Here is a 14,852-nt window from a genome sequence, read left to right on the forward strand (position 1 = left end):
CGATGAACTTCCGTAGAACAAGGGCTTTGGTGGCCGCCGCCGTACTCGCGGTGTCGGTCGGTTCGGCGCCGATGGTGACGAGTGCGGTGACACCGGTTGCCCAGAGCAAGGGACAGTTGCGGGCCGGTGCTGCCCGGATCGACGTGACACCGCCGGTCAACCCGAAGTACCCGCCGCTGAACGAGTACGAGCACGAGAAGCTGTACGTGCGGGCGATCGTGTTCGAGAACAAGGGGGTCCGCGGTGCGCTGATCGGCGCGGACCTGGGCGGCATCGACGAGGCGGTGTGGGTCGACGCGGTCAAGGGGGTCGCGGCCGAACTGAAGACACCGGCCGAGAACATCATCATCTCGTCGACGCACACCCACAGCGGCGTACCCGCCGGTCCGGCGACCACCGGTCCGCGGTACGGCACCGAGTTCATGGCCCGCGTCGCGCTGCAGGCGGTGAAGCAGGCGAAGGCCCGGCTCGAACCGGCGCAGGTCGGGTACTCGACCGGTGAGGCGGCACTGAACGTCAACCGCGACGCGATCAACCCGGACACCCACAAGTGGACCCAGGCCGCCAACTTCGACGCCCCGGTCGACAAGACGGTCGGCGCGCTGACGTTCTACCGGACGAACGGCAGCCCGCTGGCGACGTACGTCAACTATGCGATGCATCCGGTCAACGGCTACCTCAACGGTCTGACCAGCGCCGACTTCGCGGGAGCCACCAGCCGGTACGTCGAACAGGCGTTCGGCGACAAGATGGTCGCGGTCTTCACCCAGGGCGCGTCCGGTGACGTCAACCCACGGTGGCTGCGCACCGGGACGAACGTGCTCGCGTCCCGCAGCGACGTACCGATCACCGGGTACGAGCTGGTCCGCGAAACCGTCGAGGCCCCGGTCCGGGACGGCAAGGTTCCGTACGGCGATGTCGATCCGAAGGTCATGCGGCAGCTCTTCGACTACATGAACGCCCTCGGCATCGTGCTCGGTGAGGAAGTGATCCGGGTCATGTCGCACACCGGCGACAAGGTCAGCGACCCGGCGATCCACGGCCGCCAGCACCTCATCAGCTGCCCTGGCCGGACCAGGCTCGACAACGCGCGTGAGGGCGTTCCCGGTGAGTACGAAGACGGGCCGGACGTCGCGATCCGGTTCGGCGCGCTGGAGATCGGCGACATCGCGCTGGCCAGCACCGACGCCGAGCTGTACACGAAGATCGGCCTGCGGGTGAAGCAGCAGTCGCCGCTGTCCAAGACGATGCTCGTCACCCTCGCCAACGGCAAGGCCGCATCCGGCTACATCCCCGACGACGAGTCGTACGGCCACCAGACCTTCCAGGTCCTCGGCTCCCGCCTGAAGCCCGGCTGCGCCGAGGACGGCATCGCCGACGGCATCCAGCACCTCATCTCCCAGTAATCCAACCGCACTTCTTCCAGTAGGAGGATTCGGATGCGAAAGACAGTACTTGTCGCCGCGGTATCAGCCGTGGCGGCCGTGGCGACGACCTTGACGGCCGTCGCGACGCTCGGCGGCGGAACGGACTACCCCGGGCAGAACCCGGTAGTGCGCACCGACAAGGGGCTCGTCCGCGGTGAGGCCAAGTCGATGGTCACGTCGTACAAGGGCATCCCGTACGCCGCTCCCCCGGTCGGCAACTTGCGGTGGAAAGCACCGCAGCCCGCGGCCGGCTGGCAGGGTGTCCGGGACGCGACCCAGTTCGGCGGCTCCTGTGTCCAGGGCACCGGCTGGGATCCCGGCTACGACAAGCCGACGCTGACCGAGGACTGCCTGTACCTCAACGTCTACGTCCCGTCGAACGCCCAGAAGAAGAACCTGCCGGTGCTCGTCTGGAACCACGGCGGCGGCAACACCGGCGGCGCCGGGCGCGACACCAACCCCGACAAGTTCGTCACCCGTGAGGACGTCGTCTACGTCACGATCAACTACCGCCTCGGCGCGATGGGCTATCTGCTGACGCCCGCGCTCGAGCAGGACAACTCGGACGGTGCCGCCGGCAACTTCGGCATCCTCGACCAGCAGGCCGCACTGCGCTGGGTCCAGAAGAACATCCGTTCGTTCGGCGGCAACCCGGACAACGTGACGCTCGCCGGGCAGTCGGCCGGTGCGAGCAACAGCGTTGTCCAGCTCGCCTCACCCGGCGCCCGCGGTCTGTTCGACCGCGCGATCCTGCAGAGCGGCGGCGGGAACCCGGCACGGACACTGACCGCCGCTCGCACCAGCGGTGAGCGCTTCGCGGCAGAGCTCGGCTGCGCACCGGGCACTGGTCAGGTCGGTTGCCTCCGGTCGAAGAGTCCGGCGGACGTGCTGGCGACGCAGCAGAAGGTGTCCACGTCCGGCGCTGTCGCTGGTACCGCGGTCCTGCCGATCGACCCGGTCGACCTCATGAAGGCCGGCAAGCTCACCAACCTACCGGTGATCTCGGGCGGCACATCGGACGAGTCGCAGCAGAGCGTCTTCGGTGCGTACGACTACAAGGGCAACCCGATCACACCGCAGCAGCTGGACGGCCTGATCAGTACGACGTACCCAGACGGCGCGGATCGCGTGAAAGCGGCGTACCCGATCTCGAACTACAAGTCGCCGACCGTGACGTGGGGTGCGATCCAGAGCGATCAGCGGGCCTGCCGGGACCAGACGCTGCGGGACCGACTCGCGGCCAACACCAAGGTCTACGTGTACGAGTTCGCGGAGAAGAACCCGCCGGCGTTCACCTCGATCTGGCGGCTGAACACCGACTACCCGTTCGGTGCGACCCACGTGAACGACCTCGGCTACCTGTGGGACTACCTCGGAACCGCCCTGCCGTTCAGCACGCAGCAGGTCGACCTGTCGAACCAGATGATCAGCTACTGGGGCAGCTTCGCCAAGAACGGCGACCCGAACACCTCGCTGGCCCCGGCCTGGCCGCGGTACAAGGTGCAGGGCAGCCTCCTCCAGCTGAAGGCGCCCTCGGCCGAGCGCGTCACGCACGCCCAGATCGACGCCGAGCACAACTGCGCGCTGTGGGACGCGGTGAGCCCGGCATGAGGCGCTATCTGGCAGTCGCAACAGCCTTGGGCCTGGCTGTCGTCGGCCTGGGAGCGTCCACCGCGAACGGCGCGTCCGGACGGATCGTCCAGACCGCGTCCGGCACCGTCCAAGGTGTTGTCAAGAGCAACTACCGGGTCTTCAACGGGATCCCGTACGCCGCTCCTCCCGTCGGCACGTTGCGGTGGAAGAACCCACAACCCGCCGCATCGTGGCAAGGCACGCGGGACGCGTCGAAGCCCGGAGCCGACTGTGTGCAGACAGCGGTGGCGTGGCGTCCGGCCGCGGCCAGCACGAACGAGGACTGTCTCAACCTCAACGTGTGGGCACCGAAGTCCGGTAAGGCCAAGCCGGTCGCGGTCTGGTTCCACGGCGGCGGCTCGATCAACGGCGCCGGCCGTGACTTCGAGCCCGTCGACATGGTCACCAAGGGCGACCTGCTCGTCGTGACCGTCAACTACCGGCTCGGTGCGCTCGGATACTTGACGATCCCGCAGCTCGACGCCGAAGGTGCCTCGGGCAACTACGGTCTGCTCGACCAGGTCCAGGCGTTGCGTTGGGTGCACGACAACATCGCCCGCTTCGGCGGCGACCCTTCGCGGGTGATGATCGCCGGACAGTCGGCCGGCGCGAGCGGCGTGTGCGGACTGCTCGCCTCACCGAAGGCAGCCGGGCTGTTCAGTACGGCGGTCATCGAGAGCAGCTCATGTGCCGTCAACACCCGTGCGAGCGCGCAGGAGCGGAACGCCGGGTTCGTGACAGCGCTCGGATGCTCCGCCGACGTGGTCGCCTGTCTGCGGTCCAAGAGCCCGGCCGAGATCATCAACGCGCAGCAGAAGGCCGGCACCTGGGGTCGGGTGATCCAGCCCGGCGTACTGCCGATCGCGCCACGGGAGGCTTTCGCGACAGGTGCGTTCAACCGCGTGCCTGTGCTGCTCGGCGCCGTACAGAACGAGGGTCGCGCAGCGGTGTACGAGCAGAACGACCTGATCAATCAGCCGGTCACCGCTGCCAGCTACGTCGCCTCGATCACAGCGCAGTACGGCGCGAAGGCTGCCGACGTACTCGCCCGCTATCCGGTCGACAAGTACGAGTCGCCGGGCGCCGCGCTGGCGGCGGTCGCAACGGACAGCGGGAACGCGTGCGCGGCGCCGGTCAACGCGTCCGCGCTGACGTCGACGGTTCCGGCGTACGTGTACGAGTTCCGCGACGAGACCGCGCCGCTGCGGCCGTACGAGCTGGTGCCGTCGTCGTTCTCGCTGGCGACTCAGCACTCGGCGGAGCTGCCGTACCTGTGGGGCTCGAACACGATGACCCCGCTCACCAAGCAGCAGCAGAAGCTGTCGAGCGCGATGATCGCGTACTGGGCGCAGTTCGCCCGAACGGGATCACTTGATCCGAAGGGGCTTCCGCCCGTCCCGCGCTTCCAGCAGACGAATCAACGCATCGTCGCCTTCGACCCCGACGGTCCACGGATCACCGACGACATGACCTCCAACCACCAGTGCTCGTTCTGGGCACAACTCTGAGAACCGGGACGGCCTCCACTGCCGGTGGAGGCCGTCCTGGCTCAGCGGTGCATGGCGTCAGCGGTGCATGGCGTAGTGGTTGGCCAGGAGGTCGGTGCCCCAGTCGTTGCGGAGGTCGCGCCAGACCGAGTGGATGTGGTTGGCGTTGTCCTGGGTGTTGTCGTACTCGGCGAGGAAGGTCGGGCCCGCGATCGAGTAGTAATGGCGGTGACCGAGGCCCGGCTGGGTCTCGCCGGCCCAGGCGAACGTCAGGCGCTCGACGCCCTGCTCGGTGATGTCCTGCCAGGTCTGCAAGCCGATCGGGCCGGCGGCGCGGCCGACGTACTGGCCGATGAGGAGGCTGAGGAGCTGCCGCTGGTCCTCGTTCATGTCGCCGTACGCCAGGCCGCGGTGCAGCAGCGACGCGTCGGCGACCGGGTCGTGGCGGGTCAGGATGTCGTCGGGCGCCTCGGGTGAGACCAGTGCGACCTCCAGCTGTGCCGGCTCCAGTGCGTGCAGCAGCTGGAAGCCCAGGTCCTGCTCGGCGACCAGGAACCGCCGGCCCGCGTGCGGCCCGGACAGGACCTCCGCCGGGTTCGACCCGAAGAACTGCGGGGTGAACGAGATCGCTCCGTCCACCAGCGTCACGTGCAGCGCCAGATGGTGACCATTGAGCCGCCAGGCCCACGGCTCGGTCCCGGCCGGGTCGCCGAGTACGCGGAGGTAGTAGCGATCGCCGACCGTCGAACCCGTCCAGCCCCCGGTCTCCGCGACCTCCATCGGGTCGCCGAGGCCGCGGACGATGATCTCGGCCGCCATCACGGCGCGGAAATCGGCCAGACCCCGCTTGCTGTAGACGAGCTCGAGAAGGCGGACGACGAGAGCCTCCTGCGCCGCCGACAGATCGGTCAGCGCAAGGCCCGGCACGGCACCGGGCAGGTAGGTCCAGGTCTGGTGATCGGGTGTGTCGAACGGTGCCGAGATCTGCTTCAACTGCTCCGGCGTCAGCGCGGCCAGCAGGTCCTGGGTTGCCGCGCGGATCTGGTCCACCACCATGCGATCACTCCCGTCGAGTAGCCCTCACCACAGGACCCTACAACCAGGCTGAGCGCTCAGGTTCTGTTGGCTCGTAGGGTGTCCACTGGTCGAACGGGCGGTCGAGTTTGTAGCGGAAGTCCGGCTGCCGGAGCAGGACGCGGGTTTCCGCGTTGGCCGGGTTGCGGAGCGACTCGAAGAACCGGACCGACCAGTGGAACCAGCGCATGCAGAACAGCCGCATCGTGAGCCCGTGCGACACCAGCAGCACGTTGCGTGCGGCATCCGGTTTCTCGAAGTCGCGGTGCATCGTCTCCAGGAACGTCGACACCCGGTCGTACACGTCCGACCCCGACTCACCGTGCGTGAACCGGTAGAAGAAGTGCCCGAACGAGTCGCGCAGCTCCTCCTGCCGCTCGATGTCCGCGGTGTCCTGGAGGTTGGCCCAGTCCTGCTCCCGCAGCCGCGGCTCCTCCCGCGGTACGCCGATCAGGTCGTCCAGGCCGAGCGAGTCCAGCGTCTGCCGGGCCCGCAGGTACGGCGACACGTACACGCGGACCGGCTCGTTCTCGAACAGCTCCCGCAGCTCCCGCCCCGCCTTGACCGCCTGCTCGTGCCCCAGCGCCGTCAACGGGACCGCGTGGTCCGGGGTGCGCTCGTAGACCGTCTTGTCCAGATTCGCCTCGGACTCCCCATGCCGAATCAACGCGATCCGCAACGGCCGATGACTCAACCCCATCGCTTCCCCTTCCCGAGCGCGAGTATCGCTGCGACGCCGGCAGCGGCCATCCCGACCCGTCGCGCGAGTGCCGCCGTACGCCGGACGTCGGCGACCGTCGGCGCCGGACCGTCGCCCAGCGTGCCGCGATCCTCCGCGTAGGTCCCGTAGCTGTTCCGCCCGCCGAGCGTCAGCCCGAGCGCCCCGGCGAACGCGGCCTCGACCGGCCCGGCGTTCGGACTCGGATGCTTGACCGCATCCCGCCGCCACACGCGCACTGTCTCCTGCACCCGACCCGCCGCGAGGCCGGTCAGCAACGCGCACACCCGCGCCGGCAGCAGATTGAGTACGTCGTCCAATCGCGCCGACGCCCAGCCGAAGTTCAGGTACTTCGGCGACTTGTACCCGACCATCGCGTCCAGCGTGTTCGCCGCGCGATACCCGAGCAGGCCCGGGACGCCGAGGACGCCACCCCAGAGCAGCGGCGCCACGCACGCGTCCGACGTGTTCTCGGCGATCGACTCCACCGTCGCGCGCGCCAGCTCGTCGGCCTCGAGGTCCGTCGCATCGCGGGCGCACAGATGGCTGAGCCGGTCACGCGCCGCCGGAATGTCCTTCTCCTCCAGCAGCCCGGCCATTGTCTCGGCCTCTCGCTCGAGGCTCCGCGCACCGAGCACGGTCCAGGTGGCGGCGGCGGTCGCGGCGGTGTGCACGATCGGATGCCTGCGGGTGAGCTGCTCGACCGCGAGCCCCAGGCCTGCAGTGGTACCTACGAGGATTGCCGTGTACGCAGCGCCGGCCGGGCGCGAGTCGGCGTACAGGTGTTTCTCAAGGCGGACGGCAGTCCGACCGAAGCCGGCGACCGGGTGGAAACGGCGGGGATCGCCGACGAGCCGATCGGCGGCGAAGCCGAGAAGGAGACCTATTGCCCGCGACACCCTCGGCAGTCTGCCAGGTCCTGGGCTGTGATTGGGTGAGCGGCATGGGAATCGCGGAGCTGCTGCGGCAGGTCGACGGGGCCGGGGAGTTCGGGGTCTGGCTGGGCCGCGTGGACGGTACGCCGGTGTTCGTGCATGAGGCGGAGCGGGCGCACTACTCCGCGAGCACGATGAAGCTGCCGGTGGCGATGGCGATGATGCGCAAGATCGACGCGGGTGAGCTGTCGATCTTCCAGCAGGTGGCCGTGCACAACGACTTCGCGTCCGCGGCCGGCGGCCGGTTCGGCGTGAACCCCGAGGAGGACGAGGCGCCGAAGACCTGGAAGCAGCTGGGCAAGAAGGTGCCGCTCAACTGGCTGGCCACCGAGATGATCGCCCGCTCCAGCAACCTGGCGACCGACCTCGTGCTCGAACAGGTCGGGATCCCGGCGGCCCACGCCGCCCTGGCCGCGGCGACTCTGCCCAGCTCGCCGGCCCCCGAGTCCAAGATCCAGCGCGGCATCGACGACGTTCCCGCCGCCCGCGCGGGGATCAGCAACCTGATGAGCCCGGCCGGGATGGCCGGTGTGCTCGTTGCGGTCGGCAACCAGCAGGGCGAGTCCGGCGAGTACCTGCGCGAACTGCTGGCCGGCAACCAGTGGAACGGCGAGATCCCCGCACTGCTGCCGAAGCGGACGCGCGTCGAGCACAAGAACGGCTGGGACACCCGGATCCGGCACGACGGCGGCATAGTTCGCCCGAAGGACGCCGACCCGTTCGTGCTCGTCGTGTGTACGACGTCCGACCTGCCGGACCCCGACGCGCAGCATCTGATCGCGTCGATCGCGCTCGAGGCCTGGAACCACCGGCACAACCTGGAGGCAGTGCGGTGAAGCTCACCACCCATCGCGTCTCGGCACCGCTGCACACCCCGTTCGTCACCGCGCTGCGTACCGCGACCCACGTCGAGTCGCTCCTGGTCGAGGTCAGCGACGGCGAGCACAGCGGCTGGGGCGAGGCGCCGCAGGTCTGGAAGGTGACCGGCGACTCCCTCGCCGGTTCGCAGGCCTGCATCGAAGGCCCCATCACCGCGGCGCTCGACGGCCTCGGCCCGGACGACCTCACCGAGGCGCTGCGACGCGTGCAGAGCGCGGCGGTCGGCAACTTCGGGGCGAAGGACGCGGTCGACGTGGCGCTGCACGACCTCGCGGCGCGGCGGCTCGGCCAGACGCTGCACGGGTTCCTCGGGTCGACAACGGACGTGGTCCGGACGGACGTGACGCTGTCGGTCGGTGATGCGGACGCGCTGGCCGACGCCGGAAAGGCACGCGTCGCGGACGGGTTCGACGTACTCAAGATCAAGGTCGGCACCGACGCGGCCGGCGACATCGAGCGGGTCCGCCGGGTCCGGGACGCGATCGGGCCCGGGCCGCGGCTGCGCCTGGACGCCAACCAGGGCTGGACGCGTCGCGACGCCGTGACGGTGATCCGGGCGATCGAGGACTGCGACATCGAGCTCGTGGAGCAGCCGGTCGCGGCGGCCGACCTCGAGGGGATGGCCTGGGTGACGGACCGGGTCAACACGCCGATCCTCGCCGACGAGTCCGTGTACGGCGTCCGCGACCTGGTGGCAGTGATCCGGCACGGCGCGGCCGACCTGGTGAACGTGAAGCTCGCGAAATGCGGCGGGCTGGCGACGGCGCGGACGCTTCTCGAACTCGCCCGCGAGCACGGGCTCGGCGCGATCGTCGGCTGCATGATGGAGAGCCACGTCGGCGTCGGCGCAGCCGCCGCCCTGGTCTCGGCGTACCCGACGACGGCGGTCAACGACCTGGACGCCGCCTGGTGGCTCCGCGAGGCGCCCGTGACCGGCGGGATCCGGTACGACGGCTCGCTGATCCACCTGCCTTCTGCTCCGGGACTCGGCGTGACAGGCTTGACGGTATGAAGTTAGCCGCCGCCAAGGTCCCGACCAGTACGGTCTGGACTTCCCCGGACGCGCCGCGTGACATCGACGCGCCGGCCACCGCCGCCCAACCCGACGTGGCCGCGTGGGCCAAGTCGATGGACACCGAGACCCGGCTCGGCCTGCACGGCCGGACCCTGACCCAGCTTCTGTTCGCCGAGCCCGTCCTGGTGCGCTCGGAGCGGGACGGCTGGTCCGAGGTCCTCGCTCCGTGGCAACCGTCGTCTCAGGACGAGCTCGGGTACCCGGGCTGGGTTCCGTCGAGCCACCTCGGTGAGTTGCCGCAAAGCGCGTCTGATCCGGTCGCCATCGCCGTACCGACGGCCTCGTTGCTCGCCGAGCCTGGTGGCCGGGCGGTGCTGGAGCTGTCGTTCGGGACGGTGCTGGCCTCTGACGAGCACGCCGATGGGTACACGCGGGTGGCGACGCCCGACGGCGGGTCGGGCTGGCTGGCGGACGCCGTACTGCGGTCCGTGTCCGAGCCGTCCGATGCCGAGGAGCGGTTGCGTCTCGGCGAGCAGTTCCTCGGGTTGGAGTACCTGTGGGGCGGTACGTCGGCGTACGGGCTGGACTGCTCCGGGCTGATCCACACCGTCAGCCGGGTGCTCGGGCTGCGGACACCGCGGGACGCCCACGACCAGGCGGACACGCTGCCGAACATCCCGATCGACGACGCCCGGCCAGGTGACCTGTACTTCTTCGCCCGCCCCGGCAAGCCGGTGCACCACGTCGGCTTCGTCTCTCCCGCCGGAATGCTGCACGCCTCCGAAACCGGCAAACGCCTGGAAAACGAACCCCTCACCGACGACCGCCGAGCAACCCTGCTCACCGCAGCCCGCTTCTGAACGCACAAGAATCGCCCCGGACCGCAACTGTGCGGTCCAGGGCGATCTACTTGTTCAGGACTCCTTGTGGTGCAGCTCCGGCTCCGGGGTCTGGACCTCGTCGACCGGTCGGTCGGTCTTCATCGTGCGGGACTTGTGCAGGCTGAGGATCGTCGTGATGCCGAGCGTCACGATGATGAAGCCGAGCGAGAACCAGATCGGGATCTCCGGCGCCCACTCGATGTGGTGACCACCGTTGATGAACGGCAGCTCGTTCACGTGCATCGCGTGCAGCACGAGCTTCACGCCGATGAACGCGAGCACGACCGACAGGCCGAGCGACAGGTACACCAGGCGGCGGAGCAGGTCACCGAGCAGGAAGTACAGCTGCCGCAGACCCATCAGCGCGAACACGTTCGCGGTGAAGACCAGGAACGGCTCCTGCGTCAGACCGTAGATCGCCGGGATCGAGTCGAGCGCGAACAGCAGGTCGGTGGTACCGAGCGCGATGATCACGATCGCCATCGGGGTGACGAACCGCCGGCCGTTCTTCTTCAGCGTCAGCTTCACGCCGTTGTACTCGTCGGTGGCGTTCAGCCGGCGCTTCGCGAACCGGATGACCGCGTTCTCCTTGAAGTCCTCGTCGTCGTTCTCACCCTGCTTCGCGAGGTGGATCGCGGTGTAGACCAGGAACGCGCCGAAGATGTAGAAGACCCACGAGAACTGGTTGATCGCGGCCGCGCCGACCGCGATGAAGATGCCGCGGAACACCAGCGCCAGGATGATACCGACCAGCAGCGCGGTCTGCTGGTACTTCCTCGGTACGCCGAATCTGGACATGATGATCAAGAAGATGAACAGGTTGTCGACGCTCAGGCTGTACTCGGTGAGCCAGCCGGCGAAGAACTCCCCGGCGTACTGCCCGCCGGAGAACCACCAGACCCCGAGGCCGAAGACGACCGCGAGTCCGACATAGAACGCGATCGCGGTGGCCGATTCGCGGGTGCTCGGCTCGTGCGGGCGGCGGCCGATGACGAAGACGTCGAAGGCCAGCAGCGCCAGCAGGATGCCGACGGTGATGTACCAGACATAGTCAGCTACGTGCACAGAATCCTCCGGAGCTCAGACGAAAAATCGACTCCGAAGGTCTCTTCCGCGTCACAGTGGGTGATCTCGATGATCGGTGTGACGCCGAGGGCACCGGGTCCGGGACGAGCCCTGACCGTGATGACGATGCCGCCGCAAAAGGAATACTCCCCTTCTCAAGGACCATTCTGACGGCTGGATGTCCAAGTCTCCAAATCCAGGACGCCGTGTCCGCCTGTCGAAATCGTCACAGCCCCGTCAGGGAATAGTTGCAGCCCGTGACCTATTCACGACCGATCAATCACCGGCCGTGGGTCGTTGCCGCCTCGGCAGCTTGGCGACCACGGTGTCGTACGACGCGTCGATCAGCTCCAGCACCTCGTCGTCCGGGACCGCTCCCCCGAGCCGTACGGTGTTCCACCCGGCGCGCCCGATGTAGGCCATCTTGCCGACGTCGTCCGGGTACGTGTCCACCAGTTCGTCGGCCTCCTCGCGGTTCGCCCCGCACTTCAGCCCCACCGTGCCCCCGCCGAGGAACGCGAAGATCTTCGGCCCCACCTTCGCCACCACATCCCCGTCCCACGGCTCATCCTGCCAAGCCCCGGCCTTCCCCAAGCAGTACCCGAGCACGTCGGCGTCACTCAGCCGTCCCATCTCAGCAGACTAGACCGCGGGGCGGACAGAACTACGCTGCTCGGCATGGGTTCTGTTGTGGTGGCTGCTGTGCAGGTTGGGGCCGAGCTGTTCGACACGGCTGCGACCGTCGTGAAGGCGGAGCGGTGGATTCGGGAGGCGGCGGCGGGCGGAGCGCGGCTGGTCGTGTTGCCGGAGGCGTTGCTCGGTGGCTATCCAAAGGGGTACGACTTCGGGATCACCGTCGGATCGCGCTCACCGGAAGGCCGCGAGCTGTTCCGCCGGTACCGGGAGGCGGCCGTCGAGCTGGACGGGCCGGAGATCGCGCGGCTGGCCGAGCTCGCGACGGAGCTCGACGTCCACCTCGTCGCCGGCGTGATCGAACGGGACGGCGGGACGCTGTACTGCACGGCGGTGTTCGTCGACCCGCGCGACGGGCTGATCGCCCACCACCGCAAGCTGATGCCGACCGCCGCCGAACGGTACCTCTGGGGCCAGGGCGACGGGTCGACGATGCCCGCGGTCCGGACGGACCTCGGGGTACTGGGCGCCGCGATCTGCTGGGAGAACTACATGCCGCTCTTCCGGCAGTCCATGTACGCCAAGGGCGTGCAGATCTGGTGCGCGCCGACGGTCGACGACCGGGAGCAGTGGCAGGCGACGATGCGGCACATCGCGCTCGAAGGCCGCTGCTTCGTGATCAGCGCGAACCAGTACCTCGTCCAGGAAGACACCGTGCTGATCAACGGCGGCAGCACGATCGTCTCCCCGCTGGGCGAGATCCTCGCCGGACCGCTGCGGGCCGGCGAGGGCGTCCTGCTCGCGGAGCTCGACCTCGCCGACCTCGATCGCGGGTACTTCGACTTCGACTCGGTCGGGCACTACGCCCGGCCGGACATCTTCACCCTGACCGTGGACGAGTCACCCCACGAGACCGTCGTACGCCGGAGCTGAGGCGCCACGGCGTACTGAGCAGCTACTTCGCGCCCGCGTTGGTCATCTGGCGGAGTTCCTTCTTCAGTTCGGAGATCTCGTCGCGGTAGCGGGCGGCGACCTCGAACTGGAGCTCGGCGGCGGCGTTGTGCATCTGGTCGGTCAGCTGCTGGATCAGGTCGGCCAGATCGGACGACGGCAGCCCGCCGGCCAGTTCCTTCGCCTTCTCGCCGGCCTTCGCCTTGCCCCCGCCGGGGACCGGCGCCTTGCCGCGCGACTGGGTGCGGCCGGAGCCGAGCAGCTCGGCGGTGTCGGCGTCCTCGCGGGCCAGCATGTCGGTGATGTCGGCGATCTTCTTCCGCAGCGGCTGCGGGTCGACCCCGTTCGCCTCGTTGTACGCGATCTGTTTCGCGCGCCGCCGGTTGGTCTCGTCGATCGCCTGCTCCATCGACGGGGTGATCTTGTCGGCGTACATGAACACCTGGCCGGACACGTTCCGCGCGGCGCGGCCGATGGTCTGGATCAGCGACCGGCCCGAGCGCAGGAAGCCTTCCTTGTCGGCGTCCAGGATCGCGACCAGCGACACCTCGGGCAGGTCCAGACCCTCACGGAGCAGGTTGATGCCGACGAGAACGTCGTACTCCCCCATCCGCAGCTCGCGGAGCAGCTCGACCCGGCGGAGCGTGTCGACCTCGCTGTGCAGGTACCTGGTCCGGATCCCCATCTCGAGCAGGTAGTCGGTCAGGTCCTCGGACATCTTCTTGGTGAGGGTCGTGACCAGGACCCGTTCGTCGCGCTCGACCCGGAGCCGGATCTCGTGGATCAGGTCGTCGATCTGGCCCTTGGTCGGCTTCACGATCACCTCGGGGTCGACCAGACCGGTCGGCCGGATGAGCTGCTCGACGTACCCGTCGGACTTGTCCTGCTCGTACTGCCCCGGGGTCGCGGACAGGTACACGGTCTGGCCGATCCGCTCCAGGAACTCCTCCCAGCGCAGCGGCCGGTTGTCCATCGCCGACGGCAGCCGGAACCCGTGCTCGACCAGGGTCCGCTTCCGGGACATGTCGCCCTCGTACATCCCGCCGATCTGCGGGACGGTCACATGCGACTCGTCGATGACCAGCACGAAGTCCTCGGGGAAGTAGTCCAGCAGGCAGTGCGGCGCCGTACCGGGCTCGCGGCCGTCGGTGTGCCGGGAGTAGTTCTCGATCCCGGAGCACGTGCCGATCTGCCGCATCATCTCGATGTCGTACGTCGTCCGCATCCGCAGCCGCTGTGCCTCCAGCAACTGCCCGCCGCGCTCGAGCTCGGCCAGCCGCTCCTCCAGCTCGGCCTCGATCGAGGTGATCGCGCGCTCCATCCGCTCCGGAGCGGTCACGTAGTGCGTGGCCGCGCCGATGTAGACCTCGTCCTCCTCGCTGAGCACCTCGCCGGTCAGCGGGTGCAGCGTCATCACGCGCTCGATCTCGTCGCCGAAGAACTCCACCCGGACGGCGAGCTCCTGGTACACCGGGAAGACCTCGAGCGTGTCGCCGCGGACCCGGAACGTGCCGCGGGTCCCGGCCAGGTCGTTGCGCGCGTACTGCACGCCGACCAGCTTCCGGAGCAGGCCGTCGCGGTCCATCTCGGTGCCGACCTTCACATGGATCATGCGGTTCAGGTACTCGTCGGCGGAGCCCAGGCCGTAGATGCAGGAGACGGTCGCGACCACGATCACGTCGCGGCGGGTGAGCAGCGACCAGGTCGCCGAGTGCCGCAGCCGCTCGACCTCCTCGTTGATCGAGGAGTCCTTCTCGATATAGGTGTCCGTTTGCGGGACGTACGCCTCGGGCTGGTAGTAGTCGTAGTACGACACGAAGTACTCGACGGCGTTGTGCGGGAAGAACTGCCGCAGCTCGTTCGCGAACTGGGCGGCGAGCGTCTTGTTCGGCTGCAGGATCAGCATCGGGCGCTGCACGCGCTCGGCCAGCCAGGCGACGGTCGCGGTCTTACCCGTACCGGTCGCGCCCAGCAGTACGACGTCCTGCTCGCCGGCGTTGATGCGCCGTTCCAGGTCCGCGATCGCGGCCGGCTGGTCACCCGCCGGCTCGAAGTCCGATGTCACCTTCAGCGGGGCGACCATACGCTGGAGATCCGAGACCTGTCTCATGCCCTCCACCGTACGGCCGCCCGCCGACACTTTCTAAAACCGCAG

The 14,852-nt window shown here is 68.5% G+C and carries 13 protein-coding genes; 7 read left to right on the forward strand and 6 right to left on the reverse strand.

Translation table 11 applies throughout. The features are described from left to right. Positions 1-2: 2 nt before the first annotated feature. From E0H92_RS15275 to E0H92_RS15285, 3 genes are read left to right on the forward strand one after another with little or no spacing between them, the layout of a single operon-like run. The gene (locus E0H92_RS15275) at positions 3-1,406 is read left to right on the forward strand and encodes a neutral/alkaline non-lysosomal ceramidase N-terminal domain-containing protein (RefSeq protein WP_131496698.1); all 1,404 of its coding nucleotides are present in this window, start codon (positions 3-5) and stop codon (positions 1,404-1,406) included. A gap of 33 nt (positions 1,407-1,439) precedes the next feature. Then, positions 1,440-3,038 (forward strand): carboxylesterase/lipase family protein, encoded by a 1,599-nt coding sequence (locus tag E0H92_RS15280; protein ID WP_131496699.1) that lies wholly within the window; start codon positions 1,440-1,442, stop codon positions 3,036-3,038. Continuing rightward, complete coding sequence (locus E0H92_RS15285) at positions 3,035-4,567, forward strand: carboxylesterase/lipase family protein (RefSeq protein ID WP_131496700.1); 1,533 nt, start codon at positions 3,035-3,037, stop codon at positions 4,565-4,567. Before E0H92_RS15280 ends, E0H92_RS15285 begins: the two co-directional genes overlap by 4 nt. A gap of 57 nt (positions 4,568-4,624) precedes the next feature. On the opposite strand, the gene E0H92_RS15290 is transcribed toward E0H92_RS15285, so the two are convergent. The 3 genes from E0H92_RS15290 to E0H92_RS15300 are packed head-to-tail and all read right to left on the reverse strand — an operon-like array spanning position 4,625 to position 7,237. Next, positions 4,625-5,602, reverse strand: a complete 978-nt coding sequence (locus E0H92_RS15290) for a DUF3500 domain-containing protein (protein ID WP_131468038.1) — start codon at positions 5,600-5,602, stop codon at positions 4,625-4,627. Positions 5,603-5,639: 37 nt separating this feature from the next. Continuing rightward, positions 5,640-6,320 carry a phosphoglycerate mutase family protein gene (locus E0H92_RS15295; RefSeq protein ID WP_131496701.1) on the reverse strand — a complete coding sequence of 227 codons (681 nt, stop codon included), beginning with the start codon at positions 6,318-6,320 and terminating at the stop codon, positions 5,640-5,642. Next, a complete protein-coding gene (locus tag E0H92_RS15300) occupies positions 6,311-7,237 on the reverse strand; it encodes a cobalamin biosynthesis protein (RefSeq protein ID WP_202873651.1) in 927 nt (308 codons plus the stop codon). Before E0H92_RS15300 ends, E0H92_RS15295 begins: the two co-directional genes overlap by 10 nt. A gap of 44 nt (positions 7,238-7,281) precedes the next feature. Here E0H92_RS15300 and E0H92_RS15305 point away from each other — a divergent pair, with 44 nt between their 5' ends. From E0H92_RS15305 to E0H92_RS15315, 3 genes are read left to right on the forward strand one after another with little or no spacing between them, the layout of a single operon-like run. Further along, positions 7,282-8,109 carry a serine hydrolase gene (locus E0H92_RS15305; RefSeq protein WP_131496703.1) on the forward strand — a complete coding sequence of 276 codons (828 nt, stop codon included), beginning with the start codon at positions 7,282-7,284 and terminating at the stop codon, positions 8,107-8,109. Further along, positions 8,106-9,164 (forward strand): mandelate racemase/muconate lactonizing enzyme family protein, encoded by a 1,059-nt coding sequence (locus E0H92_RS15310; RefSeq protein WP_131496704.1) that lies wholly within the window; start codon positions 8,106-8,108, stop codon positions 9,162-9,164. Before E0H92_RS15305 ends, E0H92_RS15310 begins: the two co-directional genes overlap by 4 nt. Further along, the gene (locus tag E0H92_RS15315) at positions 9,161-10,027 is read left to right on the forward strand and encodes a C40 family peptidase (RefSeq protein ID WP_131496705.1); all 867 of its coding nucleotides are present in this window, start codon (positions 9,161-9,163) and stop codon (positions 10,025-10,027) included. Before E0H92_RS15310 ends, E0H92_RS15315 begins: the two co-directional genes overlap by 4 nt. A 54-nt stretch (positions 10,028-10,081) precedes the next feature. Here the strand turns inward: E0H92_RS15315 and E0H92_RS15320 are convergent, their stop codons facing one another. Both E0H92_RS15320 and E0H92_RS15325 read right to left on the reverse strand, forming a co-directional pair. After that, positions 10,082-11,113 (reverse strand): TerC family protein, encoded by a 1,032-nt coding sequence (locus E0H92_RS15320; protein ID WP_131496706.1) that lies wholly within the window; start codon positions 11,111-11,113, stop codon positions 10,082-10,084. Positions 11,114-11,389: 276 nt separating this feature from the next. Beyond that, complete coding sequence (locus tag E0H92_RS15325; protein ID WP_202873652.1) at positions 11,390-11,746, reverse strand: MmcQ/YjbR family DNA-binding protein; 357 nt, start codon at positions 11,744-11,746, stop codon at positions 11,390-11,392. Between the two features lie 45 nt (positions 11,747-11,791). Here E0H92_RS15325 and E0H92_RS15330 point away from each other — a divergent pair, with 45 nt between their 5' ends. Further along, positions 11,792-12,679 (forward strand): nitrilase-related carbon-nitrogen hydrolase, encoded by an 888-nt coding sequence (locus tag E0H92_RS15330; protein ID WP_131496707.1) that lies wholly within the window; start codon positions 11,792-11,794, stop codon positions 12,677-12,679. Between the two features lie 22 nt (positions 12,680-12,701). On the opposite strand, the gene uvrB is transcribed toward E0H92_RS15330, so the two are convergent. Continuing rightward, positions 12,702-14,807 (reverse strand): excinuclease ABC subunit UvrB, encoded by a 2,106-nt coding sequence (uvrB, locus tag E0H92_RS15335; protein ID WP_131468021.1) that lies wholly within the window; start codon positions 14,805-14,807, stop codon positions 12,702-12,704. Positions 14,808-14,852 lie beyond the last annotated feature (45 nt).

Source organism: Kribbella speibonae (assembly GCF_004331375.1).
Classification (GTDB): Bacteria; Actinomycetota; Actinomycetes; order Propionibacteriales; family Kribbellaceae; genus Kribbella; species Kribbella sindirgiensis.

What these genes read in the sequence shown, in the direction of transcription:
- E0H92_RS15325 (WP_202873652.1), bottom strand. Translation starts at nt 11,746, where the DNA reads ATGGGACGGCTGAGTGACGCCGACGTGCTCGGGTACTGCTTGGGGAAG.
- E0H92_RS15290 (WP_131468038.1), bottom strand. Translation starts at nt 5,602, where the DNA reads ATGGTGGTGGACCAGATCCGCGCGGCAACCCAGGACCTGCTGGCCGCG.
- E0H92_RS15295 (WP_131496701.1), bottom strand. Translation starts at nt 6,320, where the DNA reads ATGGGGTTGAGTCATCGGCCGTTGCGGATCGCGTTGATTCGGCATGGG.
- E0H92_RS15280 (WP_131496699.1), top strand. Translation starts at nt 1,440, where the DNA reads ATGCGAAAGACAGTACTTGTCGCCGCGGTATCAGCCGTGGCGGCCGTG.
- E0H92_RS15285 (WP_131496700.1), top strand. Translation starts at nt 3,035, where the DNA reads ATGAGGCGCTATCTGGCAGTCGCAACAGCCTTGGGCCTGGCTGTCGTC.
- E0H92_RS15330 (WP_131496707.1), top strand. Translation starts at nt 11,792, where the DNA reads ATGGGTTCTGTTGTGGTGGCTGCTGTGCAGGTTGGGGCCGAGCTGTTC.
- E0H92_RS15315 (WP_131496705.1), top strand. Translation starts at nt 9,161, where the DNA reads ATGAAGTTAGCCGCCGCCAAGGTCCCGACCAGTACGGTCTGGACTTCC.
- E0H92_RS15275 (WP_131496698.1), top strand. Translation starts at nt 3, where the DNA reads ATGAACTTCCGTAGAACAAGGGCTTTGGTGGCCGCCGCCGTACTCGCG.
- uvrB (WP_131468021.1), bottom strand. Translation starts at nt 14,807, where the DNA reads ATGAGACAGGTCTCGGATCTCCAGCGTATGGTCGCCCCGCTGAAGGTG.
- E0H92_RS15305 (WP_131496703.1), top strand. Translation starts at nt 7,282, where the DNA reads ATGGGAATCGCGGAGCTGCTGCGGCAGGTCGACGGGGCCGGGGAGTTC.